Here is a 24,498-nt window from a genome sequence, read left to right as displayed (position 1 = left end):
TTAACAGGCCCTAGGTCACAAAGGAATAATTCTGACGGGAATAGTGCAAATAACCGTCATCAAACCGCAACTCATCATCCAGTCACAAGAGAAATTCATTGGATAAAAACCACACGCCCATGATGCAGCAATACCTGCGCATCAAGGCGCAACACCCTGGCATGCTGATGTTTTACCGCATGGGAGATTTCTACGAGCTGTTCTTCGATGATGCGGAGAAGGCAGCGAAACTGCTCGACATCACGCTAACCCGGCGCGGCACGTCGGCGGGGGAACCCATCAAGATGGCGGGTGTGCCCTATCATGCTGCTGAACAATATCTGGCGAAACTCATCAGGCTTGGCGAATCGGTGGCGATCTGCGAACAGACCGGCGATCCCGCCACCGCCAAGGGTCCCGTGGAACGCCAGGTCACGCGGATCATTACGCCGGGCACGCTGACCGATGCCGCGCTGCTGGACGAGAAACGCGACTGCGTGTTGCTAGCCTTATGCGTGCACGAATCCACGCTGGGATTGGCTTGGCTCAATCTGGCCGCGGGACAATTTTGTGTGATGGAGGTTTCGCCTGATAATCTGGCGAGCGAACTCGAACGCTTGAAGCCTGCGGAAGTTCTCTTGCCGGAGTCGTTGGAGCCGGCCGGACTCAACGGCACGGGCACGGGCGCCCTCAAGAAGCTGTCCCTTAAGCGTCTGCCCCTATGGCAGTTCGATATCGATGCCGCTGTCCGCAGTCTCTCCCGGCAATTTGAAACCCGCGATCTTTCCGGTTTCGGCTGCGACGGGCTGCATGCATCTTTGGGTGCCGCAGGGGCGTTGCTGGAATACGCCCGCCTCACACAGGGTATGATGGGTATTGCTCATGTCAAAGCGCTACGGGTGGAGCGGGACAGTGCTTACGTGCGTATGGATGCCGCCACCCGCCGTAATCTGGAGATTTCCGAAACCATGCTTGGCGAGATGTCGCCTACATTGCTATCGCTGCTCGACACGTGTTCAACCAACATGGGCAGCCGTTTGCTGCGGCAATGGTTGCATCATCCGTTGCGTGACCGCATGGTAATCCAGAGCAGGCTTGATGGCGTATCTTTTTTAATCGGAGCGGCGGGATTGGGGCCGCACCTTCAGGTACGCGAGTGCCTCCGGCGTGTAGCCGATATCGAGCGTATCACCGGGCGTATCGCGCTGGCATCTGCACGCCCGCGAGATTTGTCAGGATTGCGTGATAGCCTGGAACGATTACCTCAAGCCATTACTGCCATTGCCGAGATTACGGACTCCTCCAGCGAGCATATGGCCACGCTGACAAAAATGATGGAACCGGATGCGGCGCTTGTCAGTCTTCTGGAGAAATCGCTGCGCGAAGAACCCGGGGTGGTACTGCGTGGAGGAGGTGTAATCGCTGATGGCTATGATGCCGAACTGGATGAACTGCGCGCCATACAAAATAATTGTGGCGAGTTCTTGCTGCAGCTCGAAGCGCGGGAAAAAACACGTACGGGCATCTCGAATCTCAAAGTGGAGTATAACCGGGTACATGGCTTTTATATTGAAGTTACCCACGCTCACAGCGAGAAGATCCCCGATGACTATCGCAGAAGGCAGACGCTGAAGAATGCCGAGCGTTATATTACGCCGGAACTTAAAGCTTTCGAGGACAAGGCGCTGTCCGCGGAGGATCGGGCGCTGGAACGGGAGAAGTTTTTATATCAGGCGTTGCTGGACATGCTTGGGCCGTACATCGGGCATTTGCAGCAGGTTGCCCGGAGTATTGCCGAACTGGACGTGCTGGCTGCCTTTGCCGAGCGCGCGCTCGCACTCGATTACGTTGCGCCGGTTTTTACCCGTGATGCCATGATCGAAATTGAAGCGGGCCGCCATCCGGTAGTGGAAAACCAGGTAGAGAACTTCATCGCCAATGATGTACAGCTCGGCGCTTTCGGCTACGCCAGGCGGCAAATGCTTGTCATCACCGGACCCAATATGGGTGGCAAATCCACTTATATGCGGCAGGTTGCGCTGATCGCATTGCTCGCCCATTGTGGCAGTTTCGTTCCCGCTAGAAGCGCTCGCCTGGGTCCGCTGGATCAGATTTTTACCCGTATCGGCGCATCCGACGACCTTGCCGGTGGCCGCTCGACTTTCATGATGGAGATGACGGAAGCTGCCAATATCCTGCACAATGCGAGCACACAAAGTCTAGTACTGATGGATGAAATTGGAAGAGGGACTTCAACCTTTGATGGCCTGGCGCTGGCTTTGGCAATTGCCCGCTATCTACTGGAAAAAAACCGCAGCTATACCTTGTTCGCGACGCATTATTTTGAATTGACGCGACTTGCGGAAGAGTTTGCCCAAGCTGTCAATGTGCATCTGGATGCGGTGGAACACAAACATCATATTGTATTTCTGCACGCCGTCACTGAGGGGCCCGCCAGTCAAAGCTACGGACTGCAGGTCGCGGCACTGGCCGGCGTGCCGGAGTCTGTGATCAAAACAGCCAGAAAATATCTGGTAAAACTTGAACAGGAAACAGTAGATAAGCAATTGCAAGGCGATTTATTCTCGGGAACAACCACCATCGCAAAAGCAACCCCGCCGGAACACCCCGCCCTTACATTATTAAGCGCGATTCAACCAGACGAGTTAAGCCCAAGACAAGCGCTGGAAAAAATCTACGCACTGAAAACGGCGCTCGAGAAAGGACAGTCTTAGGAGCCGGAACTTAATGTTCGTGACCATGATCTCCATGAACGTGGCCGTGAGACAACTCCTCCGCAGTCGCAGGCCGTACTGCGACAACCGTACAGTCAAAACGCAGAGCCTTACCGGCCAATGGATGGTTGCCGTCCACAACGACTTTGTCATCGGCGATATCGGTTACGGTAAATATCAAGACATCGTCGGAGTCTTCTTCGCCGCCTTCAAACTGCATTCCCACCACAATATTGTCGGGAAATGCATCGCGCGGCTCCACTCGCACCAATTGACTATCGTATTCACCAAAGGTATTTTCCGGCTCCATATAAACAGAGCAACTGTAGCCCGCCTCCTTGCTATGCAATTCCTCTTCCACCATTGGAAAGATCCCGTCATAACCACCGTGCAAATAGGTGATCGGTGAGTCGGTTTTTTCCATAACCTCACCGGTCGAATCAAGAAGCTCATAGGTGAGGGATACCACCGTGTCTTTTTCAATGCGCATATTATTCAGGTCTGTGATTTAAGTTACTGCAATCGGTACGCGTGCAATCGCTTCTTGCACCCGCGCTTCAAGTACCCGCTGACTCGCCCGTTCGCTATATACCTCAAGCATGCTGGCGATAGTGAATATTATATTAGTAATATGAAACGAAATAAGGTTCCTTCTCAAACAAGAGACTAAATTTTCGCCTGTTGAGCTTTACCATTTATTATCAACTCCCTGACCGGCGCAAAACTATGACGATGGACCGCCGATGCCCCGTGGACCCGCAAGGCCGCAATGTGTTCCTTGGTGGAATATCCTTTATGGCGATCAAAACCATAGTGGGGAAAGCGCTGGTGCAATGCCACCATTTCAGCGTCGCGCGCCGTCTTGGCAAGAATCGATGCAGCCGAAATTTCCGGTATCAGACTATCGCCCCTGATAATTGTGGTGACGGGGCACGTCAGGCGAGGACTATGATTCCCATCCACCAATACTCTACCAGGAATAAATGACAGGCCTCCCACCGCGCGTTTCATGGCGAGCAGGCTTGCCTGCAGAATATTTAGCCGGTCGATTTCTTTAACGGATGCGAAACCAATAGCCCAGGCCACCGAATAGGTTTTAATGGCAATGGTCAGCCTGTTGCGCTGACTTTCACTGAGTGTTTTTGAATCCGCCAAACCCTCTATTCTATGGTCCGGATTAAGTACCACGCAGGCGGCGAACACCGGCCCTGCTAATGGCCCTCTGCCAGCCTCGTCCACGCCGCAAACCCAGTTGATCCCTTCAGCTGGCATTTCTCACAATCCCCAATTCTCGGTCGGTGACGATAAAGGAACCGGCCAGTGCCAACTGGCTGCGATCCCGCGCACTTAAGCGGACGATGAGGCTCGTCCAGGTATATCCGGTATATCCGCTACGGCTCCTTGCTTCGCACCGTGCACATCAACTCAGCCTCGGTAACAATACGGCCATCAACTTCCGCCTGGGCGGAATACTTCCAGATACCGATTCGCTGCCGCTCTATAGTCGCCTTGAGTATCAATTGGTCACCCGCCTGGACCGGTTGCTTGAAACGGGCCCTGTCTATGCCGACAAAATAATATATCGAATTTTCATCGACTTTCACATTCATCGTCTTGAGCGTCAGGATCGCCGCAGCCTGCGCCAGCGCTTCGATAATCAGCACGCCTGGCATAACCGGATGGTGGGGAAAATGACCGCCAAAGAAGGGCTCGTTAATCGTCACGTTCTTGAGTGCAACTATGTTCTTCCCTGGCTCACAGGAGAGAACGCGATCCACCAGAAGAAACGGATAGCGATGAGGCAGGTATTGCAGAATTTCATGGATGTTCATAAGCCTAAATCCGGTAGTTGGACGGGGTGGGGGTGTTCGGTTGTCGGGGCGAGACGCAACGTGCAACGGTACAAATTTTCAAACTCTCTTCCATATGGATGGGTGATGGCTGACACCGTCACGATAGCACCGGCCGGGAAAATATTGGCTGCTATTTGTCTGCCAGCGCTTTGATAACCTTCTCGGTAATGTCCATGCGCTGACTACGGTAAACCAGATCCCGCAAGGGCAATATCAAGTCATACTTTTCCGTTTCCGCGATAATTTGAATTGCTTTACTGGCGCTCAGTTGCAGCGTGGCAACTTCGTCATTCTGACGCAAACTCAGGTCCTCGCGCATCTGCCGCTGAGCCCGCTGATGTTCTCGATTGAGCGTGGCGAGATCGCGCTCTTTGTTACGCCGATCCGCCTCCGGCATGGCCTTACCTTCTGTTTCCAGAAGCTCCTGAAGAATTTTCGCCTGTGATGCCATCTTCTTGATTTCCTGGTCGCGTGGCAGGAATTCCTTTTCTATCTTCTTCAACGCCCTGACCGCAGGTGCCGATTCAGCCAGTATTCTCTCGGTATCGACCACACCAATCTTGATATCATCCGCATGGGCGTCAAAGAATCCGCTGGCGAAAACGATAGTCATGCATGCCGCCGTCAAAGTTCGCCGCCATTGAACCTTATGCTTCAATTTTATCTCCTGCTTATCCGTTTAATTAGAACTGCTGTCCAAATTGAAACTGGAACCGCTGTAAGTTATCCCCGGGTTGGTTATTTATCGGTTGGGCGATGCTGACTTTAAGCGGCCCCATCGGAGAAATCCAGGTAACCGCGATTCCCGTGGAATAACGCAGCCCTTCCGCTTGAGGTATCTGGCCGTCAGGACCCCATACGGTGCCGCCGTCCACGAACGCGCTCAGGCGCACTGATCTGTCGTTCCGCATGCCAGGCATCGGAAACAGTATTTCAACACTGCCCACTGCGCGCTTATTACCTCCCAGCGTTCTGTTATTGGCATCACGAGGACCTAACGAGCTGATGTTGTAGCCACGCACCGAAGTATTGCCGCCGGCAAAGAAATTCTTGAAGAAAGGAAGATCTTTTCCGTTGTAGCCATCACCATAGCCGGCTTCTCCGTTCAGCATGAGTGTGAAAATACTGGTGAGTGGATAATAGTACCTGAGTTGATAATCCAATTTGTAATAAGTCAGGTCGCCGCCCGGCAAACCCGTTTCTGCAAATACCCGCTGAGTGGTACCCGAGGTGGTCCAGATGGCGCTGTCGCGGCCATCGCGCCGCCAGCTCAGAGTCAACGGTATGTTGATGGTGCTGCTTCCGAATTTTTCCACAAAATCGATATTACGTTGCGGGCTGTTAGGACCCAGATCAATTTTCGTATTTTCGATACCAAGACCGGTCATGATACTGTCATTTTCATTCAGCGGAATGCCAAAACGCAGGCCAGCTCCTGTGGTATCGGTATTAAAAGTACTTACCGAGGATAGCGAACGTGTATTGAGCACCCGCTTGTAAATATCAAACCCCCCGGTTATCCCGTGACGCGTAAAATAAGGATCCGTGTAGGAGAGCGAGTAGGTCTTGTTTACGCTGCCGGTATTGACCATGAGGTTGACGAATTTTCCGGTTCCGAATATGTTGTCCTGGGCAACGGAACCGCTTAGTATCAAGCCTTCCATATTGGAGTAACCCGCTCCGAACATGACGGCGCCCGTTGCCTTTTCCTTGACCTCGACGTTTACATCGATCTGATCGGTGGCATTGGGAACAGCCGGCGTTTCTATGTTGACAGCATTAAAATAATTTAATCTGTCTACGCGTAGCTTGGATTGATTGATCTTGGAGGTTGAATACCACCCCCCTTCGAATTGACGCATTTCCCGTCGAATCACCTCATCCCGTGTGCGATTGTTACCTGTTATATTGATACGTCTCACGTAAACGCGGCGGCCCGGATCAATAAAAAAAGTAAACGCCACCTCGTGTTTTTCTTGATCCAGTTGCGGTGACGCATTGACATTTGCAAACGCGTAACCATCATCACCCAGCCGGTCGGTAATGAGCTTGACGGATTCGGTCAGCTTTTCCCTTGCAAATACGCTACCCGGCGCCAATTTTATGAACTTGCGCAATTCATCTTCCGGCAACAGCATGTCGCCGGCGAGCTTAATCTCGGAAACTGTGTATTTATTACCCTCGACGATATTTATCGTAATGTAAATATCCTGCATATCGGAGGTAATGGATACCTGGGTCGATTCGATGTTGAATTCCAGATAGCCGCGATTGAGATAAAAAGAGCGCAGAGACTCCAGATCAGCCCCCAGCTTCTGTTTCGAATACTGATCTTCCTTGGTGAACCAAGTCAGCAAGCCAGGCGTTCGTAGCACGATCGCGTCCAGCAACTCCTTTTCCTTGAAATTTTTATTGCCGACAATATTGATCTTGCGGATCTTGGCGGTTTTGCCTTCATCCACGTCAAAGTTGATACCTATACGATTACGGTCAAGTGGAGTGGTCGTGGTGGTGATCTTGACGCCATATTTCCCGCGGCTGAGGTATTGTTGCTTTAATTCCTGCTCGGCCTTATCCAGCATTGAGCGGTCAAAGATGCGTGATTCCGCCAGACCTGCCTGTTTCAACCCTTCTTTCAGCTTATCCTTCTCGAACTCCTTGGCGCCGACAATAGTAATCTGGGCAATAGCCGGACGTTCTTCCACCACTACAAGCAGAACACCATTGTCCGATTCCAGTCGAACATCCTTGAAGAAACCGGTCGCATAGAGTGTCTTGATGGCGGTCGCGGCTTTTTCATCGTCAAGTGTATCGCCCACCTTAACCGGCAAATAACTGAACACCGTTCCCGCTTCAGTGCGTTGTATGCCTTCCACCCGTATGTCCTTGACTACGAATGGCTCAAGAGCCCATGAAACCGAAGCGCAACATGCAGAAACAAGCGCCACGAGATATTTGACTTTCATACTTGACATTCATGCTTTAACTGGAGATGAGCCGACTGACATCGTTATATATGGCAAAAGCCATCAGGGTAAATAACAGCGCCATCCCGACCTGCTGACCAATCTCCGTAGCTCTGACAGAAAGCGGACTGCCCTTGACGATTTCGACGACATAATACATTAAATGGCCTCCATCCAGTATGGGAATAGGTAACAAATTCAATACTCCCAGACTGATACTGATGAGCGCAAGAAAGCCAAGATAAGATGCAAGTCCCATTTGGGCCGACTTACCGGCATAGTCGGCGATGGTAATGGGTCCGCTCACATTCTTCCACGATACTTCTCCAACCACCATTTTCCAGAGCATCTGGAGCGTAAATACCGACATTTCCCAGGTTTTATGCACAGCCTTGATTAAGGCCGGTCCGGCTGGATAGCTGACCTTTATCAGCAGTTTTTCCAATTCATCCTGATCGATTTGCGGTCCAATGCCGATTCTGCCGATTTTTTCTCCGTTTTCAGTGGTAGTATCGGGAACAACTTCTATATTGGTGATTCTGTTGTTACGTTGAATTTCCAGCGCCAACGGCACTCCCGGGCTGGTTCGTATCCTTTGCACCACTTCCTCCCAGAGCGTGGTCTTCGACCCATTCACCGACACGATCTCATCACCCGGCAGCAAGCCGGCGCGACTACCCGCGCTGTCCGCAGTGACCTTCGCAATAATGGGCTTTATTGCCGGTTGATAACTGCTCAGACCGATCTTTCGCAAAAAATCCCCATCCAGGTCGCTGGACTGCATACTGCTCAAATCCAACTGCCGCGAAACGATCTCTCCGCTCCGGTCAATGACGTCGACGATTACGGCGGGAGATCTTTCTACCGCATGCGACAACAGCACCCAGCGAGCATCCTGCCAGGTAGCGACAGGTTCGGTTCCGATCTTTACTATCGTCTCCCCCATCTCGAAAGCCGCAAACGCGGCGGGTGTCGCGGGAGCGATCGGCCCTACCACAGGTTTCATGCCACTGACGCCCAGCATAAATAGCACCCAGTACAATATGATCGCCAGCAAAAAATTCGCGACCGGCCCTGCCGCGACAATTGCGAACCGGTGTACCACCGGTTTGCGGTTGAACGATCGCGTCAGATCCTCGGGCGCGACCTCACCTTCACGCTCATCGAGCATCTTGACGTAACCGCCCAGGGGAAGAGCAGCCACTACCCATTCGGTTTGATCATTTCCCCAGCGCTTCGTTAATAATGGCTGGCCGAAACCGATGGAAAAACGTAATACCTTCACTCCGCACCAGCGTGCCACCAGGTAATGGCCGAATTCGTGAAACACGATCAGCAACCCCAGGGCAACGACAAAAGCAATGATTGTGGAAAAAAAAGTCATACTCATGCAAAACGACAACGATCATGACGCAAAAGAGATTTCGGTAAAGAGACGATCTGCATGGTCGTCTCATCAAAAAAGAGACTGAGCCCACGAAATCGGAAGGAAAAAATCAGACGGGTAACAAGCAGAGAACGAAAAAGAACACGCCGGTTCGTTAATGATAAACCTGCCGTCCATTTACCGGGGGTACGGTAAGATCTCATTCCTCGCCCGGGCCGCTTCGCCGGCTCCAGGCCGGCGCGTAAAACGGCTGCCGGGCCCGTTCCGGAAGCCGATAAGCCAGGTACCTTATACCAGGCAAGCCAGCCATTCATGTGCGGCTTCACGCGCCGCGCCATCTGCTATCAGCACATCATTTAGCGTGGCGATGTCCTTGCGGCTTACCGCCTCCATAACGTGTTCAATCATGGCTGGAATCGCGGTAAATGGCATCCGGCACTTGAGAAAGGATTCTACCGCCACTTCGTTGGCGGCGTTAAGGATTGCCGGCGCACTGCCCCCGGCGGCCAGTGCTTGATATGCAAGCCTCAAACAGGGAAAGCGTTTAAAATCAGGAGCCTCAAAATCCAACCGCGCTACTTTGAACATGTCCAGAGGAGCTACACCGGTCTCGATTCTCTCAGGAAAACCCAAGGCATGGGCAATCGGGGTGCGCATGTCGGGATTGCCAAGTTGTGCCAGTACCGAACCATCCACATATTCAACCATGGAATGAATGATGCTTTGCGGATGGATTACCACCTGAATCTGCTCAGGCGCCGCATCAAACAACCAGTGGGCTTCGATGACTTCAAGGCCCTTGTTCATCATAGTGGCAGAATCAACCGAAATCTTCTGTCCCATCACCCAATTGGGATGAGCACAAGCCTGCCCCGGCGTTACATCGTCCAATGAGCTGAGTGATAATTGCCTGAATGGCCCGCCAGAGGCGGTCAGCAAAATACGGCGCACGCCGGCCGCACCCAGATCTCCAGAGAAATTCTGTGGTAATGACTGGAAGATGGCGTTATGTTCGCTGTCTATCGGCAGCAGTGTGGCACGATTCTGCTTAACGACATCCATGAAAATCCGCCCGGCCATCACCAGGGTTTCCTTGTTGGCAAGCAGTACATGCTTGCCCGCGCCGGCGGCGGCAAATGTGGGGCGTATGCCAGCGGCACCAACGATCGCTGCCATCACTGTATCCACCTCGGGCAGCGACGCCACCTTCTCCAGCGATTCGACACCGGATAGCACCTCGGTGGCGAGCCCAGCCGTACGAATCTCCGACTTCAGCCATTCGGCGCTGGCCGCATCCAGCATCACCGCGTAGCGTGGCTGGAAGTGACGGCATTGTTCAAGCATTTTTTTTGCGTTGTTGTTGGCGGTAAGCGCAACAACATGAAACCGGCCGGGATGACGTGCGACCACATCCAGCGTATTCACGCCTATGGTGCCGGTAGAGCCAAGAATTGTGAGATGACGAGTGGCTATCATAGTTCGGATTGTAAAAATAAGAGTGCCAAAGCAGCTATCGGCAGAGTTGACGTGAGCGCATCGATGCGATCAAGTATACCACCGTGACCAGGTAAAATATTGCCGCTATCCTTAACTCCGGCATGACGTTTCATCAATGACTCGAACAGGTCACCGATAATGCCCATCAGGACAAGCACGAGCAACAACGGAACCAGTAATAGCCCATGGGCTTTTTCTCCGGCGATATAACTCCACGCCACGGCGTAAAATGTGACCGCCACCAGCGCTCCTGCCACCCCTTCCCAAGTCTTGCCAGGGCTGATGCCAGGCGCAAGCTTGCGCTTTCCCCATGCACGCCCCGTAAAATACGCCGCGGTATCCGAAATCCAGACCGTAGCCATGAAACCTAGCAGGAGCAACGGGTCGATGGCCCGCAGCTGAAATAGGGCAAGGCAAGTGGGCAATAGCAATATCCAGCCTGTCAATGACAACAGAATTGGATTCCTGATGGAACGATTAGATTTCAGCAAACAGGGAGCGCCCAGCACCCAGAATACCGATGAGGCGACGTAAAACCAAAGAAATAACGGCGTGTAGGGGTCGGACAAAACCGCGTCGCTCAATGTAAACAATAACTCTCCACCCACTATTGCGGTAAGAAGCAGATAAGTGATGGAATATGTGAGAGAGAATTTTGCGAGCTTGCTCCATTCCCATGCGCCAGCCACTGTCAGGGCAAGCAGCAATATCGTCCAGAAAACCGCTGATAGGTAAAACAATGCCGCCAGAAACAGGAGCAACATGATGGCGGCGGTGAGAATCCGGGTCTTAAGCATGGAAGGGGTTAGGCAAAAACAGTGCCGGCCAACAATTTATTGAAACTTCATCATTCTTTCGGCGGCAATCTCGCTTAGCTCCTTGGTGGATGACGCTACCTGGAGCTGTTCACTGGTACGGCCAAAACGGCGCTCGCGTTGCTGATAGGATTGAATGGCCAGATTCAATGCCCGCGTATCAAAATCCGGCCACAAGGTATCGGTGAAATACAGCTCCGTGTAGGCGAGTTGCCATAACAGAAAGTTGCTAATGCGTTTTTCCCCGCCAGTGCGAATAAACAGGTCGGGTTCCGGAGCATAGTTCAACGCAAAATACTGCATCAAATCCTTTTCTTCGAAACAAGCCGCCAATTCCGGATGTTGCTCCAGCATCTTGCGAACAGCTTGCATGATATCCCAGCGGCCACCGTAGTTGGCCGCGATGGTGAGTGTAAAGCGTGTATTGTTCGCGGTCAGCGCTTCCCCATTACGAATAAACTCGACTATTTTTGGTTCGAATTTTGACAGATCGCCGATTACTTTAAAGCGAATACCGTTCTCATGCAGTTTGACAACCTCTTGTTCCAGCACAGTGATAAAAAGTTGCATGAGGAATGTGACTTCATCCGCCGGCCGGCGCCAGTTCTCACTGCTGAAGGCGAACAAAGTGAGATATTCCACACCGTGATCGACACAAGCCTTGATCGCAGTCCGCACTGTCTCAACTCCACGTTTATGCCCCGCCACACGAGGCATAAAACGCTTTTTCGCCCAACGGCCGTTGCCATCCATGATAATGGCGATATGCCGGGGAATCATGCCGGCTTCAGGTATTTCTTGCGTTGAGCTGGTGGTAAGGGGCATGGGGAAACACAATGAGTTAGGGATATCTCAAAATCCCGAATTTCAAATACTCGGTTTCGCGGATTGCGTGCTTACCCTGCGGTGTGGCAATACTTCGTGGTCTCAGATTGCCATTAATTCCGCTTCCTTGGTCTGCAGCAGCTTGTCTATCTCTGCGATGTGACGATCCGTAAGCTTCTGAATTTCATCCTGTCCACGGCGCTCGTCATCTTCGGCGATCTTCTTTTCCTTGAGTAAATCCTTCAAATGGGCATTTGCATCACGCCGAATATTGCGCATTGCTACTCTCGCGGTTTCAGCCTCGTGCTTCACTATCTTGGTGAGGTCGCGGCGGCGTTCCTCGGTAAGTGACGGCATGGGAACACGGATTATTTCACCGACGGTTACAGGATTCAACCCCAGATCGGAATTCCGGATTGCCTTTTCAATTGCACTCAACATCTTCTTTTCCCAAGGGGAAACAGTGATAGTACGGGCATCCGCCAAATTGACGCTGGCTACCTGACCAATGAGCGTGGGGGTACCATAATAATCGACTGTAATGTGGTCGAGCAAACCTGTATGAGCCCGGCCGGTTCGCACTTTGCCCAGATCCAGTTTCAATGCTTCAAGGCTTTTTAGCATTTTTTGTTCAGCTGATTTCTTGATATCGGCGATCATGATATTTGTCAATTACGGTAAGGACAAGAATACTTTCTTTTGTCAGGGATCTTGAATAAATTCAAACCCGTACCAGCGTCCCCTCATCTTCACCCATCACTACCCGTTTCAATGCTCCCGCCTTGAAGATGCTGAATACATTGAGCGGCAACTTCTGATCGCGGCAAAGAGTCAGGGCGGTGGCATCCATCACCTTCAGGTTCTGAGAGATTGCTTCGTCAAACGACAGGTTTTGGTAACGTATGGCGCGAGGGTCTGTCTTTGGATCGCTGGTATATACACCATCCACTTTGGTGGCCTTGAGCACGATATCCACGTTCATTTCCATTCCACGTAACGCGGCAGCAGTATCGGTAGTAAAGAAGGGATTGCCGGTACCAGCAACAAAAATTACCACCTTTCCTTCTTCCAGATAGCGCATTGCCTTGCCGCGAATATAGGGCTCCACCACTTGATCAATACGCAACGCGGACTGCACCCGGCTTACCAGGCCGGCACGGCGCATGGCATCCTGAAGTGCCAGGCCATTCATGACCGTAGCCAGCATACCCATGTAATCCGCATTGGCACGATCCATCCCATCTCCCGCCGATGTCATACCGCGAAAAATGTTGCCTCCGCCGATAACCACTGCGATCTGGACACCCAGCCGGCTCACATCCGCGATTTCGGCGACAATTCGCTCAATGATGGTGCGATTGATGCCATAGCTGTCCTCACCCATCAGGGCCTCACCAGAGAGCTTCAGCAGAATACGCTTATAGACGGTACTCGTCATGAACATCTTTAGTTTGTCTGTGAGGCCTGATCTTCTTTCATTTGGCTCACCTGAGCCATCACCTCGGCGGCGAAATCTCCAGACTTCTTTTCAATACCTTCCCCCACGACGAACAAGGTAAAGCCATTAACGGTGGCTGATTTAGCTGCAAGCAGTTTTTCCACGGTCTGATCCGCATCCTTGACGAAGGGCTGGCCGAGCAACGTCACTTCAGCAAGGTATTTGGCAATACGTCCATCCACCATTCTTGCGACGATATCAGCAGACTTGCCACTCTCCGCCGCTTGCGCAGTATAGATCTGCCGTTCACGCACCAGCAATTCGGGTGAAACCTGTTCACGCGAAACGCAAATAGGCTTGCTGGCCGCAATATGCATGGCCAAGTCCTTGCCTAATGTTTCATCACCGCCTGTATAATCGACCATTACACCGATTTTTGTGCCGTGCAGATATGAAACTAGGCGGCCATCCGCCACATATCGTACGAAACGGCGTACGTTGATGTTTTCACCCAGTTTCATTACCAACGCTTTTCGGAAGTCATCCACATTTTCACCGCCCGGCAATGAGGCGCCTGCCAGCGCCGCCGTATCCGCGACGCCGCTCCCGGCCACCAATTGTGCCAGGCCACGGGCAAAATTGATAAAATCTTCATTCCTAGCAACAAAGTCGGTCTCGCAATTGATTTCCACCAACGCGCCGCGCTTGCCGTCAGGCGCGATATACGCCGCCACCATTCCTTCCGCCGCAATGCGTCCGGCCGCTTTGCTTGCCTTGGCGCCACTTTTGATCCGCAGCAAATCTTCCGCTGCTTTCATGTCGCCACTGGTTTCAGTCAGAGCCTTTTTGCACTCCATCATGCCCAGGCCGGTCATGTCGCGTAATTCCTTTACCATTTGTGCGGTAATGTCCGCCATACTCGCTCCAAATACAAAATTAATTAAAGCCGCAGCCCATTCACATACCGGCAGCCATCATGAAATCAGCACTGCCGGCACGCTGCTCGCAATTCTAGCCCAGGCTGATCGCTATTCCGCGGCTGTCGTCTCGTCCGTCTCTACAAATTCGTTTGTGATAATTTCCTGAACAATCTGGTTGCGCCCTTCCAGAATCGCATCGGCCACCCCTCGTGCGTACAGGCGTATGGCCTGGCTGGAATCGTCGTTGCCGGGAATTATGTAATCCAACCCCTCGGGACTGTGGTTGGTATCAACAACACCCACCATCGGGATACCCAATTTTTTGGCTTCGGTGATTGCGCCTTTCTGATAACCCACATCAATCACGAACATGGCATCGGGGATTCCCTTCATATCCTTGATACCACCCAGACTACGATTGAGTTTTTCCAGTTCGCGCTGAATATCCAGCGCCTCTTTTTTGGAGAGTTTGTCTAGCGTGCCGTCCTCCACCATTGCTTCCATATCATGCAGGCGCTTGACGGATTGCTTTATCGTCTTGAAATTGGTCAGCATCCCGCCGAGCCAGCGCTGATCGACATAGGGGGCTCCGCAGCGGAGTGCTTCCTCTCGCACGATGTCCCGCGCCTGACGCTTGGTGCCGACGAAAAGGATGGTTCCCTTGTTGGCGGATAGCTGACGCACGTATTTCATCGCATCCTGGTACATCGCCAGGGTTTTCTCCAGATTAATGATGTGTATCTTGTTACGATGGCCGAAAATATACTGAGCCATTCTGGGATTCCAGAAACGAGTCTGATGTCCAAAATGAACGCCCGCTTCCAGCATTTGCCGCATGGTTACTGACATGAATTTCTCCTTTGGGTTGAGCCTCTACCCGCCATAGTCGCTCTATAAGAGAGCACCCTTGGAATAGGCAGGTATGTGAATTTAATCTGGGATTTAAGCTGAACCCGGAATGGGATAAGCGACGCAAAGCCAGATTAGCGCGGCATTATAGCATTGTTGCGGGGTTCACTCAATTTGAACCTGAGGAAATCAGAACATGCACTCTCGGAACTCTAGAAATGCCTTTCTTCCATCAATCGACCCTACTTATCGATTGCAATGGATCTAACGTGTATAGTAACGAAATACAGATGAGATAATCGAATCAATACGAATCGGTTTGATTATGTGTGTCAACGTACATACCGGAATTGCCAATTGCGAGAAACTGGTATCTCATGCTGGTATACAGCATACTTTCTATTACAAAAAGGAGTTAACCATGGCAACCGATACTTCCAGGACCAAAACGGATGAAGCACAAGCCGAGGTGAAGCATATGGCACAGCGGGCAGGTACGGCAGCATATAAGGTGGGAGACGCTGCCAGATCGGCTGGCAAGCGGGCGGGCGTCGTTGCCAGCGAGGAATTGGCCCATCTCCGTGCCGATCTGAGCGATCTGATCTCCCGTCTCTCCAGTTTATCGGAAACCGAAGTGGAAGAAGCCAAGGAAAAGCTGCTGGAAAAAATTGCTTCCACCAGGGAAGCGGCCACCGAGATGGCGAATGACGCCCGCGAGCAGTTCGATCATGGCGTTGAGTATTCCAAGGGCTACGTGAAAGAGCATCCCATGCAATCGGTCGGTTATGCGGCATTCGCGGGCTTTCTGCTCGGCGTGTTGATTACGCGTCGCTAATTTCTCCTGGTGCCCCGGCACGTCAGTCGAGACAAAATCGCCATGTTTGAGACCATCAAGAAAGCCAGGCGCCTGGCCGCCATTGCGCTGGAACGTGCCGACGATTACCTTGAATTGATAAGAATATCCGTTGAGATTCAAGGACAGAGCTTGAAAAAACGGATAATCAGCTTTGTGATAGTGATGCTTTTCGCTGCCTTGAGCCTGATCTTTTTGGGCCTGGCCATCATAATTACTTGCTGGGATACACCTTATCGAGCGGCCGCCGCATGGGGAGTAATGGCCTGTTATGCCTTGATCGCCTTCGTGGCTTATATGGGCAGTCAAGATAAGACACGTCCTGCTTCCACCTTTGATACCCTGCGTGACGAAATACGGCAGGATGTCAAGCTGATGAAGGATGTGGTATGAGCGCTTCCCTCGAAGACGAGAGAAAAATACTGCTGGATCGGATGCATGCCAGCCGGGATGTCTATCGGTCCACATTCAGCCATCCGGATGAGAATATTCCCGCCGATACCTTGGACGCATTCCCGCGCAGCCATACGTTCAAGTTTTTAACGCGCCACCCCTATTCCGCTGCTTTGGGCCTGGTGGCCGTGCTGGCGATAATGCCGCGCGGCTCCTTACGCAAGGCGGCAAGAGGCGGCGCCGGCATTACGGCAGGACTACTGGGCAACAAGGCCAGAACATTGATGATACGGAAGGTGCTGCCCTCAGTGGTACATTTGTTACGCTCGCACAACCCGCGCTCGCGGGAACGCCTTCCATGATGCGAGCCGCGTAGTACAGTTTAAGCACACCATGGAAATGTAATATCCGGAAATATATTGTCTCAGGCCTTTTTCGGGAGAACTATCATGGGTAAATATTTTCTCGCCTGGATTTTAGGCGTACCTGCGTCAGTTTTAATAATAATCTACCTTTTGATGAATTGAGCACTGCTTATCCATATCCTCCTTACGGTGATTATTCAGGAGATGCAATGAATCACTTCCCGGCGTTCCAAAAGAAAACAGTACAATTATCGGCAATATTAATCGTCGGTATCTCTTCTCTGGCTCATGCGGAAACGTCCGTGGGGCCCAACGAAAAAAATACGAGCCCTCCCTGGGAATTATACGATACGGACAAGGACGGCTACATAAGCGCGAAAGAAGCGGAGGAGCAAAATATGCCCGCCAGGATTTTCAAGAGTCTGGATATTGACCGGGATGGCAGATTGAACAAGGACGAGTTCAGCGCCACACCACCCATTCAGCCGGACTAACAAAAAGAGTTTCTTTAAATCTTCTTCTTCCACGTCATTCTTTCTCCACCGCGTTGCCGGTTCCACAGACCGGAATCTGGTCTTGATTCTCTCGTGTAAATCATAATCGGGTCATTGCGCCCGCGGCCCTTCATATCAGTGCTGATTACAAGAAAAAGTACGCGGCTCTCCAGCTCAAGCACGTTTTGTCTATGCGCGATTCAGGATATTTCCGCTACAATTACGCGCATGAATTCCACATATGCAACACTGGCGTCAGAAAAAACCGCGGATGACGCAAATGAGGCAAGCGGCAATATTTTCCTGGTGGGTATGATGGGCGCGGGGAAAACCACCATCGGCAAATTACTGGCTCACTTTCTGGACAAGACTTTTTTTGACTCGGATCGGGAGATTCAGAAACGCACTGGGGTCAGCATCCCGGTAATTTTTGAAATTGAAGGAGAAGCTGGTTTCCGAAAGCGTGAAACCGAAATATTAACGGAACTGCTGAGAAGCGAGAATATCGTGCTTGCCACAGGGGGGGGCGCAGTGCTAAATATCGAAAACCGTGAGATGTTAAAGCGCGGCGGCACGGTAATTTATCTGAGGGCGACAGTGGATGATTTGTGGCGGCGCACGCGGCAGGACAAAAATCGGCCATTACTTCAAACTTCAGATCCTCGCCGGAAATTGGCCGAACTTTATGCCCAGCGTGATCCGCTTTACCGGGAGACAGCGCATATCATTGTCGAGAGCGGGAAACGAAGCGCTCGTCATCTGGCCCAATTGTTAGCACAGCAACTGGCCTGTTCTGATTTGATAATGGATAAAAAACAAATTAGCCAGAACGGCTGACTATTCCTGGCGGAGGCCTTTCCCTACTCGTCCATGGGTGCCTGATCCGGAAACAAAACGTCGGTAAAGCCGAATGTACGAAAGTCCGTGATTCGCATGGGGTAGAGGATGCCCTGCAGATGGTCGCATTCATGTTGCACAACACGGGCGTGAAATCCGTCAACCTCGCGATCGATGGATCCGCCATATTGATCCAGGCCCCGGTAGCGAAGTCTGGTAAAGCGTGGCACCATACCACGCATACCGGGTACGCTCAGGCAACCCTCCCAATCCTGTTCCATTTCTTGCGTGAGGGGTGCCACCTCGGGATTTATCAGCACGGTATAAGGCACTTCTTCCGCATCGGGATAGCGTGGATTGCGCTTCACGCCGAATATCACGACTTGAAGGCTGATTCCAATCTGCGGTGCGGCAAGCCCCGCGCCATTCAGCGCTTCCATCGTGTCATGCATGTCCTGAATGAGTTCGTTGAGTTCGGGTGTGCCGAATTTCTTCACTTTGCCGGCCACTTCCAGCAAACGTGGATCACCCATTCTCAATACCGGTTTAATCGACATCGAGCTCTACCACCCATTCGAGAATATTTCTGACACCTACCATCGCTTTTTCCAGAACAGCATGAGCATCCTCCAGACGGATGGCATGAGCGCTCGTTGCACGACCTGCGGCATAATTTGCCACGACTGCGATAGTCGCGTAGCAGAGACCTAGTTCTTTTGCCAATGCCGCTTCCGGCATGCCGGTCATACCCACCATGTCAACTCCGTCCCGCTCCAACCGGTTGATTTCCGCGGCGGTTTCCAGACGTGGTCCCTGGGTGGCGCCATAGACACCACCGTCGATGACTTTTTCATTTGCCCGTTTTGCCGCTTCCAGCAGGCTTCTCCGCGTTATCGGGCAATAAGGCTCGGTAAAATCAATATGGGTAACGGGCCTGTCTGTACCGTCATAATAAGTATACTTGCGGCTATGGGTGTAATCAATTATCTGGTCCGGAATAGCGGCCGTACCAGGCGTGAAATCAGCGTGAATCCCGCCCACCGACGCAACAGATATCACCCGGGAAAGGTTCAATGATTGCAACGCCCACAGATTGGCGCGGTAATTCACCGCATGCGGTGGAATGGTGTGGCCATAACCATGGCGCGCAAGGAATACCACCTCATGATCATTGATCTTGCCAAAAGTCAACGGACCGGATGGTTCGCCATAGGGGGTTCTCATAATCTGTCGATGCGATATTTCCAGGCAGGCGAGTTGGGCCATACCGGTGCCACCTATGATTGCAAGCATGCTTTCAGGAGCCAATGATGAAGAGTTCTGAAAATGCGGTCATCAGGAAACCGCGAAAATCCCAAACTTTCAAATCCGGAATATGGATTCAAACAATATAAAATATTTTTATTAATCATAATACTATCTACCAGAATGTAGTGATTCATCACTGGATTCAGGTTCAATCCTTCAATGCATAAATCGCCGGTAAATTTCTCCATGCGCCATAGATATCCATTCCAAAACCAAACGCATAGCGATTTGGCAATACGACCCCCACAAAATCCGCATTGATCGGCTTGGGTCTGTTGAGATCCTTATCGGCAAAAACCGCGCTGTAAAACGCTGCCGCATCATGACTCATGATCCAGTCGCGGATCGCCGCAAGCGTAATCCCTTCGTCGAGAACGTCATCCAGAACCAGCACCACTCTATCCCGCACATTTTCATGAGGAGTCACCTTCCAGTTGATTTTGCCACCCTGGATTTCATTATCATAGCGGCTGACGTGCAGATAATCGAAATTAAGCGGAAATTCCAGGAGCGGCAACAGTTGTCCGGTGAACACCACCGCGCCACCCATTACACTTAACACCAATGGATATTTGCCCGACAGCTCCAAAGTGATATCCGCCGCCATGCGCCGGACAGTCTTTGATACGTCGGCAGCGGAATATATCTGCTCCGCTGCGCCGAGTATTCTCGTTGCTTCTTCGGAAGATAACATCAATATACGATACTAGACAAAACGACAGGAAGCCTGCACTCAGGCAGAGGTATTGCGACGGCCGTACGTATCCAGATATTCCGCAAACTCCCTGCCTACTTCGGGATGCGTAAGCCCCAGCGCGATAGTCGCCTTGAGATAGCCGATCTTGGTTCCACAGTCGTAACGGATTCCGGAAAATTCGTAAGCAAGCGCCCGTTCTTCCTGCAACAGCGACGCTATGCCGTCAGTCAACTGAATTTCTCCACCTGCACCCGGTTCGATTTGTTCCAGATGATTAAAGATTTTCGGTGTGAGGATATAACGGCCCACTACGCCCAAGGTCGAGGGTGCTTTTTCAGGCGCAGGTTTTTCCACCATACCTGTAATAGGATGAAGCCTATTCATTCCCGGCCCGCACTTCACGATACCGTAATTCACCGTGTCTGCCGGTTCGACATTTTGTACGGCCAGTATCGAACAGCCGTTTTGTTCATATACTCCAGTCATCTGCTGCATGATTGGCTCATCGCCAACCAGCAAGTCGTCTGCCAGCAGCACCGCGAACGGCTCGTTGCCCACCGCAGGACGCGCGCACAATACCGCATGGCCCAATCCCAGGGCTTCCGACTGCCGGATATAGATGCAGGAAATATTTTTCGGCAGAATGCTTCGCAGTATTCTCAGCGTCTCATGTCTGCCCCGTGCTTCCAGTTCCGTTTCCATTTCGTAAGCCTTATCGAAGTGATCTTCGATTGCGCGCTTGTTGCGTCCCGTGATGAAAATCATTTCTGTAATGCCCGCTGCAATGGCTTCTTCCACCGCGTACTGAATCAACGGTTTATCCACGATAGGCATCATTTCCTTGGGACTGGCCTTGGTGGCTGGCAGAAAACGGGTACCCATACCTGCTACGGGAAAAACGGCCTTGGTTATTTTTGGCATAAGCTTACTCGATTAAGGGTTTTCAGAAATTGAACGTCCGTCAGTCTGTGTATCCTGCATTAATTGTAACAGCCCTGTTTCGTCGAGGATGGTTATCCGCAGCTCGACCGCCTTGTCATACTTGCTGCCAGGATCGGCACCGGCCACTATATAATCGGTTTTTTTCGAAACACTCCCCGAGACTTTCCCACCCAATGCTTCAATCTTTTCCTTCGCATCTTCGCGGGAAAGATTAGGCAAGGTTCCCGTCAATACGAAAGTTTTGCCTCCGAGCTTGCCAAGGCTGACACCGGAGCTTGCCTCGGCCTGCTGCATGCCCGAGCCTTCTTCCCACCGCACACCCCCGGCACGCAATTGTTCGATGACTTCGAGATTATGTCGTTCGGCAAAAAAATCGGCAATGCTCTCGGCCACCACCGGACCGACATCCGGGACTTGCTGCAAGACTTCCCTATCCGCCGCCATTAATCGATCGAGGTTACCAAAATACCGGGCCAAGTCTTTGGCCGTGGTCTCGCCAACGTTGCGGATACCGAGTGAATAAATGAACCTGGCCAGCGTAGTGTGCTTGCTTTTCCCGATGGCATTTATTATGTTACCCGCCGATTTTTCCGCCATGCGCTCCAGGGCTGCAAGCGCGGCAATGCCCAGTCTATAAAGATCTGCGGGAGTTCTGATAATGGAGTTATCCACCAGTTGCTCCACCAGCTTTTCTCCCAGGCCATCAATATTCATGGCACGACGCGATGCATAATGCAGGATCGCCTGTTTCCGTTGCGCTGGACAAAACAATCCACCGGTGCAGCGCGTCACTGCTTCTCCCGGCAAGCGCACCGCTCTTGCACCGCAAATTGGACAATGACCGGGCATGACAAACGACTTGGCATGCGCCGATCGCTTCTCCTTCTGTACAGCCACCACTTCGGGAATCACGTCACCCGCCCGTCGCACAATCACGCTATCGCCGATCATCACATCCTTGCGCCTGATTTCATCCTCGTTATGCAGTGTCGCGTTAGTGACGGTGACACCCCCCACAAATACCGGCTTCAGCCGGGCAACCGGGGTTAATGTGCCGGTTCTACCCACCTGTACATTGATTCCCAGCACTTCGGTTACGGCTTCCTGTGCCGGAAATTTGTGCGCCACGGCAAATCGGGGAGCCCGGGAAACAAACCCGAGCTTTTCCTGCTGAGCCAGATCGTTCACCTTATATACGGTGCCATCTATGTCGTAAGGCAGGCATTCACGCATCCCTTCTATTTCACGGTGATATTCCATCAATGCCGCCACACCATTCACCACGCTACGCTCACGGGCCACCGGAAAACGTAGCGACGCCAGATAATCCATTATGCGGCTTTGTTTATCATGCGGCACGTTTCCATCGGGATCCGCGCCGATGCCGTACGCAAGGAACGTAAGCCTGCGATTAGCGGTAATGCCGGGATCAAGCTGCCGCAGCGCACCGGCGGCGGCATTGCGAGGATTGATGAACTCCTTTTCATTTCTCTCACGCTGTTGCCGGTTAAGTTTCTCGAAATCGGCTTTCAGCATCAGCACTTCGCCTCGCACCTCGAGCAGGGCGGGCGGGGAACCACTGCTCGAGTCGCCATGCAGATGCAAGGGAATGGATTTGACGGTACGTAAATTCAAAGTGACGTCTTCGCCGGTGTATCCATCGCCACGGGTCGCGCCCGTGGTAAATATCCCATTCTCGTACCGAAGGCTAACGGCAAGCCCATCAAATTTTGGCTCCACCGCGTATTCCACGCTGTCCACTCCCAGGGTCTGACGCACGCGCCGGTCGAATGCGTCCACTTCCGCCGCCTCAAACGCATTACTGAGGGAGAGCATGGGTGTGCGATGAACAATTTTCGGAAATTCCTTGAGCGGCGCAGTACCTATGCGCTGCGTAGGAGAATCCGGTGTAATGAGCTGGGGATAGCGTTGTTCAAGTTCCTGCAACTCTCGAAACAGGCGGTCGTATTCGGCATCCGGAATAACTGGCGCATCCAGTGCGTAATACTGATAGTTATGCAGTTCGATTATATTGCGCAGGTTCTGTGCCTGATGCCTGATGTGATCAGGAATGTTCATTCACGCAAACAGCCTCAGCGCAATCTCGCCGCCGGCCGGAATCTTGCGTGCCACCATCATGGATTGAATGGCACTCAACTGTTGTCTGATTTTGCCAATACCGCTATCACTCAGGGGCATATGATTATCATCGACCATGATACCTCCCAGGGTGTCAGAGAAAATCCCTGCGAGATGCATCATCTCATCAAAAACATTTTCGCCGTTTGCCACACGGGGTACGTCAAGCAGAAAAGTAATGCCATGAGTAGTAATCGTTCGCATGCTATCGGGAAGGAATGGAGAGGATTCATGATTATTGAGGGAAAACAATAAGGCGTTGTTTTCGTCGCGATAACTGAACATACCATTGGCCCCCAGTTTGAAACCTGATGCTTCCGCTAAAACCTGGATCTTGGCACCGGTAAATACACTATTATCCCTGCTGATAATGTTGATGCCTATCATGACATCCACTTCCGCGCAGAATTGGTCCAGCGATAATGCCTGCGCGTATGCCTGGCGAGCATTGGGACAGTCCGCAACCGCATTCACGCGCGTTGCGAAGCTTTGCACCATGTCCTGGAACTCGGATAAGCTTACTTCGCTCACAGGGCCGGCGCGATCGGCAAGTTGCAGGCAGCCCCTCAAGCTAATATAGCCACCCTTACCAAGGGTCTCTATCGTGATTTCTTCCCAAGACGACTCTACAGTTCTTTGCCCCAGCCATCGCACCGGTTTGCTGAAATCGAATTTCCGCTGTAATACCTCTGCCAATTCCGCATCTGCGATGAATGTTTTGGCACGGATGTTAGCGATATAATCGACCGCATCCACAACATGAACATGACTGGCAGACGCCTGTTCATGCGAGGCGGCCGAACTGGTTGAGGTGGTCGAGTTGGCTGATGCGATCAAACCGGCTGATATGGCCGAATCGGCTGACGTGGCAGAACCGGCTGAAGTAATCGAACCATCTGGTATGGCCGCTACGGAGGTAACGTTCAGATCCGGCTCCGTAATTTCCACCGGTTCAGGTCCTACGCCCGGCTCTCCCTGCAATTCTCGCAATAATTCCTTACCGAGTTGCGGTTCGACCCGTTCATCGTCCGCGACTGAGGCATTCGCCTTTGTCTTTAACAGTATATCTTCATGTTTGCGTGCGAAGGCTTCTTCCGCGCCCCGGCGGTAGCGCCGCTGCTGCATCCAGTTAAAGAAAACCACACCAAGCACCACCACGAAACCAATGGCTATCAGGCTGATCTGCAATTCGCTCATATCCGCCAT

General features: G+C 52.0%; 25 protein-coding genes. 6 read left to right on the top strand and 19 right to left on the bottom strand.

Features of this window, described 5'->3' with window-relative positions:
• Positions 1–119: 119 nt before the first annotated feature.
• Positions 120–2,714 (top strand): DNA mismatch repair protein MutS, encoded by a 2,595-nt coding sequence (gene mutS / locus BLO43_RS05110; protein ID WP_090906137.1) that lies wholly within the window; start codon positions 120–122, stop codon positions 2,712–2,714.
• A gap of 10 nt (positions 2,715–2,724) precedes the next feature.
• On the opposite strand, the gene BLO43_RS05105 is transcribed toward mutS, so the two are convergent.
• From BLO43_RS05105 to rpsB, 13 genes are all read right to left on the bottom strand, one after another.
• Positions 2,725–3,204: an FKBP-type peptidyl-prolyl cis-trans isomerase gene (locus BLO43_RS05105; protein ID WP_090906136.1), complete on the bottom strand. Its 480-nt coding sequence runs from the start codon at positions 3,202–3,204 to the stop codon at positions 2,725–2,727.
• A gap of 176 nt (positions 3,205–3,380) precedes the next feature.
• A complete protein-coding gene (gene rnhB, locus BLO43_RS05100) occupies positions 3,381–3,986 on the bottom strand; it encodes a ribonuclease HII (protein ID WP_090906135.1) in 606 nt (201 codons plus the stop codon).
• Positions 3,987–4,105: 119 nt separating this feature from the next.
• Positions 4,106–4,546, bottom strand: coding sequence for a 3-hydroxyacyl-ACP dehydratase FabZ (fabZ, locus tag BLO43_RS05095; RefSeq protein ID WP_074631369.1), 441 nt, complete (start codon positions 4,544–4,546; stop codon positions 4,106–4,108).
• 151 nt (positions 4,547–4,697) lie between these two features.
• Positions 4,698–5,225, bottom strand: coding sequence for an OmpH/Skp family outer membrane protein (locus BLO43_RS05090; protein WP_081346654.1), 528 nt, complete (start codon positions 5,223–5,225; stop codon positions 4,698–4,700).
• 25 nt (positions 5,226–5,250) lie between these two features.
• The gene (bamA, locus tag BLO43_RS05085; protein ID WP_090906134.1) at positions 5,251–7,533 is read right to left on the bottom strand and encodes an outer membrane protein assembly factor BamA; all 2,283 of its coding nucleotides are present in this window, start codon (positions 7,531–7,533) and stop codon (positions 5,251–5,253) included.
• Positions 7,534–7,549: 16 nt separating this feature from the next.
• A complete protein-coding gene (gene rseP / locus BLO43_RS05080; RefSeq protein WP_090906133.1) occupies positions 7,550–8,917 on the bottom strand; it encodes an RIP metalloprotease RseP in 1,368 nt (455 codons plus the stop codon).
• 291 nt (positions 8,918–9,208) lie between these two features.
• Entirely contained in the window at positions 9,209–10,396 is a 1,188-nt protein-coding gene (gene ispC / locus BLO43_RS05075; RefSeq protein ID WP_090906132.1) for a 1-deoxy-D-xylulose-5-phosphate reductoisomerase, read from the bottom strand.
• Positions 10,393–11,214 (bottom strand): phosphatidate cytidylyltransferase, encoded by an 822-nt coding sequence (locus BLO43_RS05070; RefSeq protein WP_090906131.1) that lies wholly within the window; start codon positions 11,212–11,214, stop codon positions 10,393–10,395. The genes ispC and BLO43_RS05070 overlap by 4 nt, the downstream gene beginning before the upstream one ends.
• Before the next feature lie 36 nt (positions 11,215–11,250).
• On the bottom strand, positions 11,251–12,057 hold the full coding sequence (gene uppS / locus BLO43_RS05065) for a polyprenyl diphosphate synthase (RefSeq protein WP_090906130.1): 807 nt from the start codon (positions 12,055–12,057) through the stop codon (positions 11,251–11,253).
• A 102-nt stretch (positions 12,058–12,159) separates the two neighbouring features.
• Complete coding sequence (gene frr, locus BLO43_RS05060) at positions 12,160–12,717, bottom strand: ribosome recycling factor (protein ID WP_074631356.1); 558 nt, start codon at positions 12,715–12,717, stop codon at positions 12,160–12,162.
• 61 nt (positions 12,718–12,778) lie between these two features.
• A complete protein-coding gene (pyrH, locus tag BLO43_RS05055) occupies positions 12,779–13,495 on the bottom strand; it encodes a UMP kinase (protein ID WP_074634153.1) in 717 nt (238 codons plus the stop codon).
• An 8-nt stretch (positions 13,496–13,503) separates the two neighbouring features.
• Positions 13,504–14,412 (bottom strand): translation elongation factor Ts, encoded by a 909-nt coding sequence (tsf, locus tag BLO43_RS05050; protein ID WP_074634152.1) that lies wholly within the window; start codon positions 14,410–14,412, stop codon positions 13,504–13,506.
• A gap of 111 nt (positions 14,413–14,523) precedes the next feature.
• Positions 14,524–15,264, bottom strand: coding sequence for a 30S ribosomal protein S2 (gene rpsB / locus BLO43_RS05045; protein ID WP_074631354.1), 741 nt, complete (start codon positions 15,262–15,264; stop codon positions 14,524–14,526).
• Positions 15,265–15,685: 421 nt separating this feature from the next.
• Here rpsB and BLO43_RS05040 point away from each other — a divergent pair, with 421 nt between their 5' ends.
• From BLO43_RS05040 to BLO43_RS05020, 5 genes are all read left to right on the top strand, one after another.
• A complete protein-coding gene (locus BLO43_RS05040) occupies positions 15,686–16,099 on the top strand; it encodes an ElaB/YgaM/YqjD family protein (RefSeq protein WP_090906308.1) in 414 nt (137 codons plus the stop codon).
• 42 nt (positions 16,100–16,141) lie between these two features.
• Positions 16,142–16,510 carry a phage holin family protein gene (locus tag BLO43_RS05035; RefSeq protein WP_090906129.1) on the top strand — a complete coding sequence of 123 codons (369 nt, stop codon included), beginning with the start codon at positions 16,142–16,144 and terminating at the stop codon, positions 16,508–16,510.
• The gene (locus BLO43_RS05030) at positions 16,507–16,872 is read left to right on the top strand and encodes a hypothetical protein (protein ID WP_090906128.1); all 366 of its coding nucleotides are present in this window, start codon (positions 16,507–16,509) and stop codon (positions 16,870–16,872) included. The genes BLO43_RS05035 and BLO43_RS05030 overlap by 4 nt, the downstream gene beginning before the upstream one ends.
• A 212-nt stretch (positions 16,873–17,084) precedes the next feature.
• The gene (locus tag BLO43_RS05025; RefSeq protein ID WP_090906127.1) at positions 17,085–17,369 is read left to right on the top strand and encodes an EF-hand domain-containing protein; all 285 of its coding nucleotides are present in this window, start codon (positions 17,085–17,087) and stop codon (positions 17,367–17,369) included.
• Positions 17,370–17,597: 228 nt separating this feature from the next.
• Positions 17,598–18,206, top strand: coding sequence for a shikimate kinase (locus tag BLO43_RS05020; protein ID WP_090906126.1), 609 nt, complete (start codon positions 17,598–17,600; stop codon positions 18,204–18,206).
• 23 nt (positions 18,207–18,229) lie between these two features.
• Here the strand turns inward: BLO43_RS05020 and def are convergent, their stop codons facing one another.
• The 6 genes from def to BLO43_RS04990 form a co-directional block, all read right to left on the bottom strand.
• A complete protein-coding gene (gene def / locus BLO43_RS05015) occupies positions 18,230–18,763 on the bottom strand; it encodes a peptide deformylase (RefSeq protein ID WP_074631342.1) in 534 nt (177 codons plus the stop codon).
• Positions 18,753–19,499, bottom strand: coding sequence for an S-methyl-5'-thioinosine phosphorylase (locus BLO43_RS05010; protein ID WP_074631340.1), 747 nt, complete (start codon positions 19,497–19,499; stop codon positions 18,753–18,755). Before BLO43_RS05010 ends, def begins: the two co-directional genes overlap by 11 nt.
• A 163-nt stretch (positions 19,500–19,662) precedes the next feature.
• Positions 19,663–20,208, bottom strand: a complete 546-nt coding sequence (locus BLO43_RS05005) for a hypoxanthine-guanine phosphoribosyltransferase (protein ID WP_090906125.1) — start codon at positions 20,206–20,208, stop codon at positions 19,663–19,665.
• A gap of 39 nt (positions 20,209–20,247) precedes the next feature.
• Positions 20,248–21,132 (bottom strand): UTP--glucose-1-phosphate uridylyltransferase GalU, encoded by an 885-nt coding sequence (gene galU, locus BLO43_RS05000; protein ID WP_090906124.1) that lies wholly within the window; start codon positions 21,130–21,132, stop codon positions 20,248–20,250.
• A 12-nt stretch (positions 21,133–21,144) separates the two neighbouring features.
• On the bottom strand, positions 21,145–23,232 hold the full coding sequence (gene ligA, locus BLO43_RS04995; protein WP_090906123.1) for an NAD-dependent DNA ligase LigA: 2,088 nt from the start codon (positions 23,230–23,232) through the stop codon (positions 21,145–21,147).
• On the bottom strand, positions 23,233–24,489 hold the full coding sequence (locus BLO43_RS04990; protein ID WP_254773339.1) for a cell division protein ZipA C-terminal FtsZ-binding domain-containing protein: 1,257 nt from the start codon (positions 24,487–24,489) through the stop codon (positions 23,233–23,235). It lies immediately after the preceding gene.
• Between the last annotated feature and the right edge of the window lie 9 nt (positions 24,490–24,498).

The sequence above is a fragment of the Nitrosospira sp. Nsp13 genome (assembly GCF_900101945.1).
Lineage (GTDB): Bacteria > Pseudomonadota > Gammaproteobacteria > Burkholderiales > Nitrosomonadaceae > Nitrosospira > Nitrosospira multiformis_D.
The sequence above is the reverse complement of the archived record's forward strand: the minus strand, read 5'-3'. Positions and strand labels throughout refer to the sequence as shown.

What these genes read in the sequence shown, in the direction of transcription:
- BLO43_RS05010 (WP_074631340.1), bottom strand. Translation starts at nt 19,499, where the DNA reads ATGCTTGCAATCATAGGTGGCACCGGTATGGCCCAACTCGCCTGCCTG.
- uppS (WP_090906130.1), bottom strand. Translation starts at nt 12,057, where the DNA reads ATGCCCCTTACCACCAGCTCAACGCAAGAAATACCTGAAGCCGGCATG.
- BLO43_RS05005 (WP_090906125.1), bottom strand. Translation starts at nt 20,208, where the DNA reads ATGTTATCTTCCGAAGAAGCAACGAGAATACTCGGCGCAGCGGAGCAG.
- ligA (WP_090906123.1), bottom strand. Translation starts at nt 23,232, where the DNA reads ATGAACATTCCTGATCACATCAGGCATCAGGCACAGAACCTGCGCAAT.
- tsf (WP_074634152.1), bottom strand. Translation starts at nt 14,412, where the DNA reads ATGGCGGACATTACCGCACAAATGGTAAAGGAATTACGCGACATGACC.
- bamA (WP_090906134.1), bottom strand. Translation starts at nt 7,533, where the DNA reads ATGAAAGTCAAATATCTCGTGGCGCTTGTTTCTGCATGTTGCGCTTCG.
- BLO43_RS05105 (WP_090906136.1), bottom strand. Translation starts at nt 3,204, where the DNA reads ATGCGCATTGAAAAAGACACGGTGGTATCCCTCACCTATGAGCTTCTT.
- ispC (WP_090906132.1), bottom strand. Translation starts at nt 10,396, where the DNA reads ATGATAGCCACTCGTCATCTCACAATTCTTGGCTCTACCGGCACCATA.
- mutS (WP_090906137.1), top strand. Translation starts at nt 120, where the DNA reads ATGATGCAGCAATACCTGCGCATCAAGGCGCAACACCCTGGCATGCTG.
- BLO43_RS05020 (WP_090906126.1), top strand. Translation starts at nt 17,598, where the DNA reads ATGAATTCCACATATGCAACACTGGCGTCAGAAAAAACCGCGGATGAC.
- fabZ (WP_074631369.1), bottom strand. Translation starts at nt 4,546, where the DNA reads ATGAACATCCATGAAATTCTGCAATACCTGCCTCATCGCTATCCGTTT.
- rnhB (WP_090906135.1), bottom strand. Translation starts at nt 3,986, where the DNA reads ATGCCAGCTGAAGGGATCAACTGGGTTTGCGGCGTGGACGAGGCTGGC.
- frr (WP_074631356.1), bottom strand. Translation starts at nt 12,717, where the DNA reads ATGATCGCCGATATCAAGAAATCAGCTGAACAAAAAATGCTAAAAAGC.
- pyrH (WP_074634153.1), bottom strand. Translation starts at nt 13,495, where the DNA reads ATGACGAGTACCGTCTATAAGCGTATTCTGCTGAAGCTCTCTGGTGAG.
- rseP (WP_090906133.1), bottom strand. Translation starts at nt 8,917, where the DNA reads ATGACTTTTTTTTCCACAATCATTGCTTTTGTCGTTGCCCTGGGGTTG.
- BLO43_RS04990 (WP_254773339.1), bottom strand. Translation starts at nt 24,489, where the DNA reads ATGAGCGAATTGCAGATCAGCCTGATAGCCATTGGTTTCGTGGTGGTG.
- BLO43_RS05030 (WP_090906128.1), top strand. Translation starts at nt 16,507, where the DNA reads ATGAGCGCTTCCCTCGAAGACGAGAGAAAAATACTGCTGGATCGGATG.
- def (WP_074631342.1), bottom strand. Translation starts at nt 18,763, where the DNA reads ATGTCGATTAAACCGGTATTGAGAATGGGTGATCCACGTTTGCTGGAA.
- BLO43_RS05040 (WP_090906308.1), top strand. Translation starts at nt 15,686, where the DNA reads ATGGCAACCGATACTTCCAGGACCAAAACGGATGAAGCACAAGCCGAG.
- galU (WP_090906124.1), bottom strand. Translation starts at nt 21,132, where the DNA reads ATGCCAAAAATAACCAAGGCCGTTTTTCCCGTAGCAGGTATGGGTACC.
- BLO43_RS05070 (WP_090906131.1), bottom strand. Translation starts at nt 11,214, where the DNA reads ATGCTTAAGACCCGGATTCTCACCGCCGCCATCATGTTGCTCCTGTTT.
- rpsB (WP_074631354.1), bottom strand. Translation starts at nt 15,264, where the DNA reads ATGTCAGTAACCATGCGGCAAATGCTGGAAGCGGGCGTTCATTTTGGA.
- BLO43_RS05025 (WP_090906127.1), top strand. Translation starts at nt 17,085, where the DNA reads ATGAATCACTTCCCGGCGTTCCAAAAGAAAACAGTACAATTATCGGCA.
- BLO43_RS05035 (WP_090906129.1), top strand. Translation starts at nt 16,142, where the DNA reads ATGTTTGAGACCATCAAGAAAGCCAGGCGCCTGGCCGCCATTGCGCTG.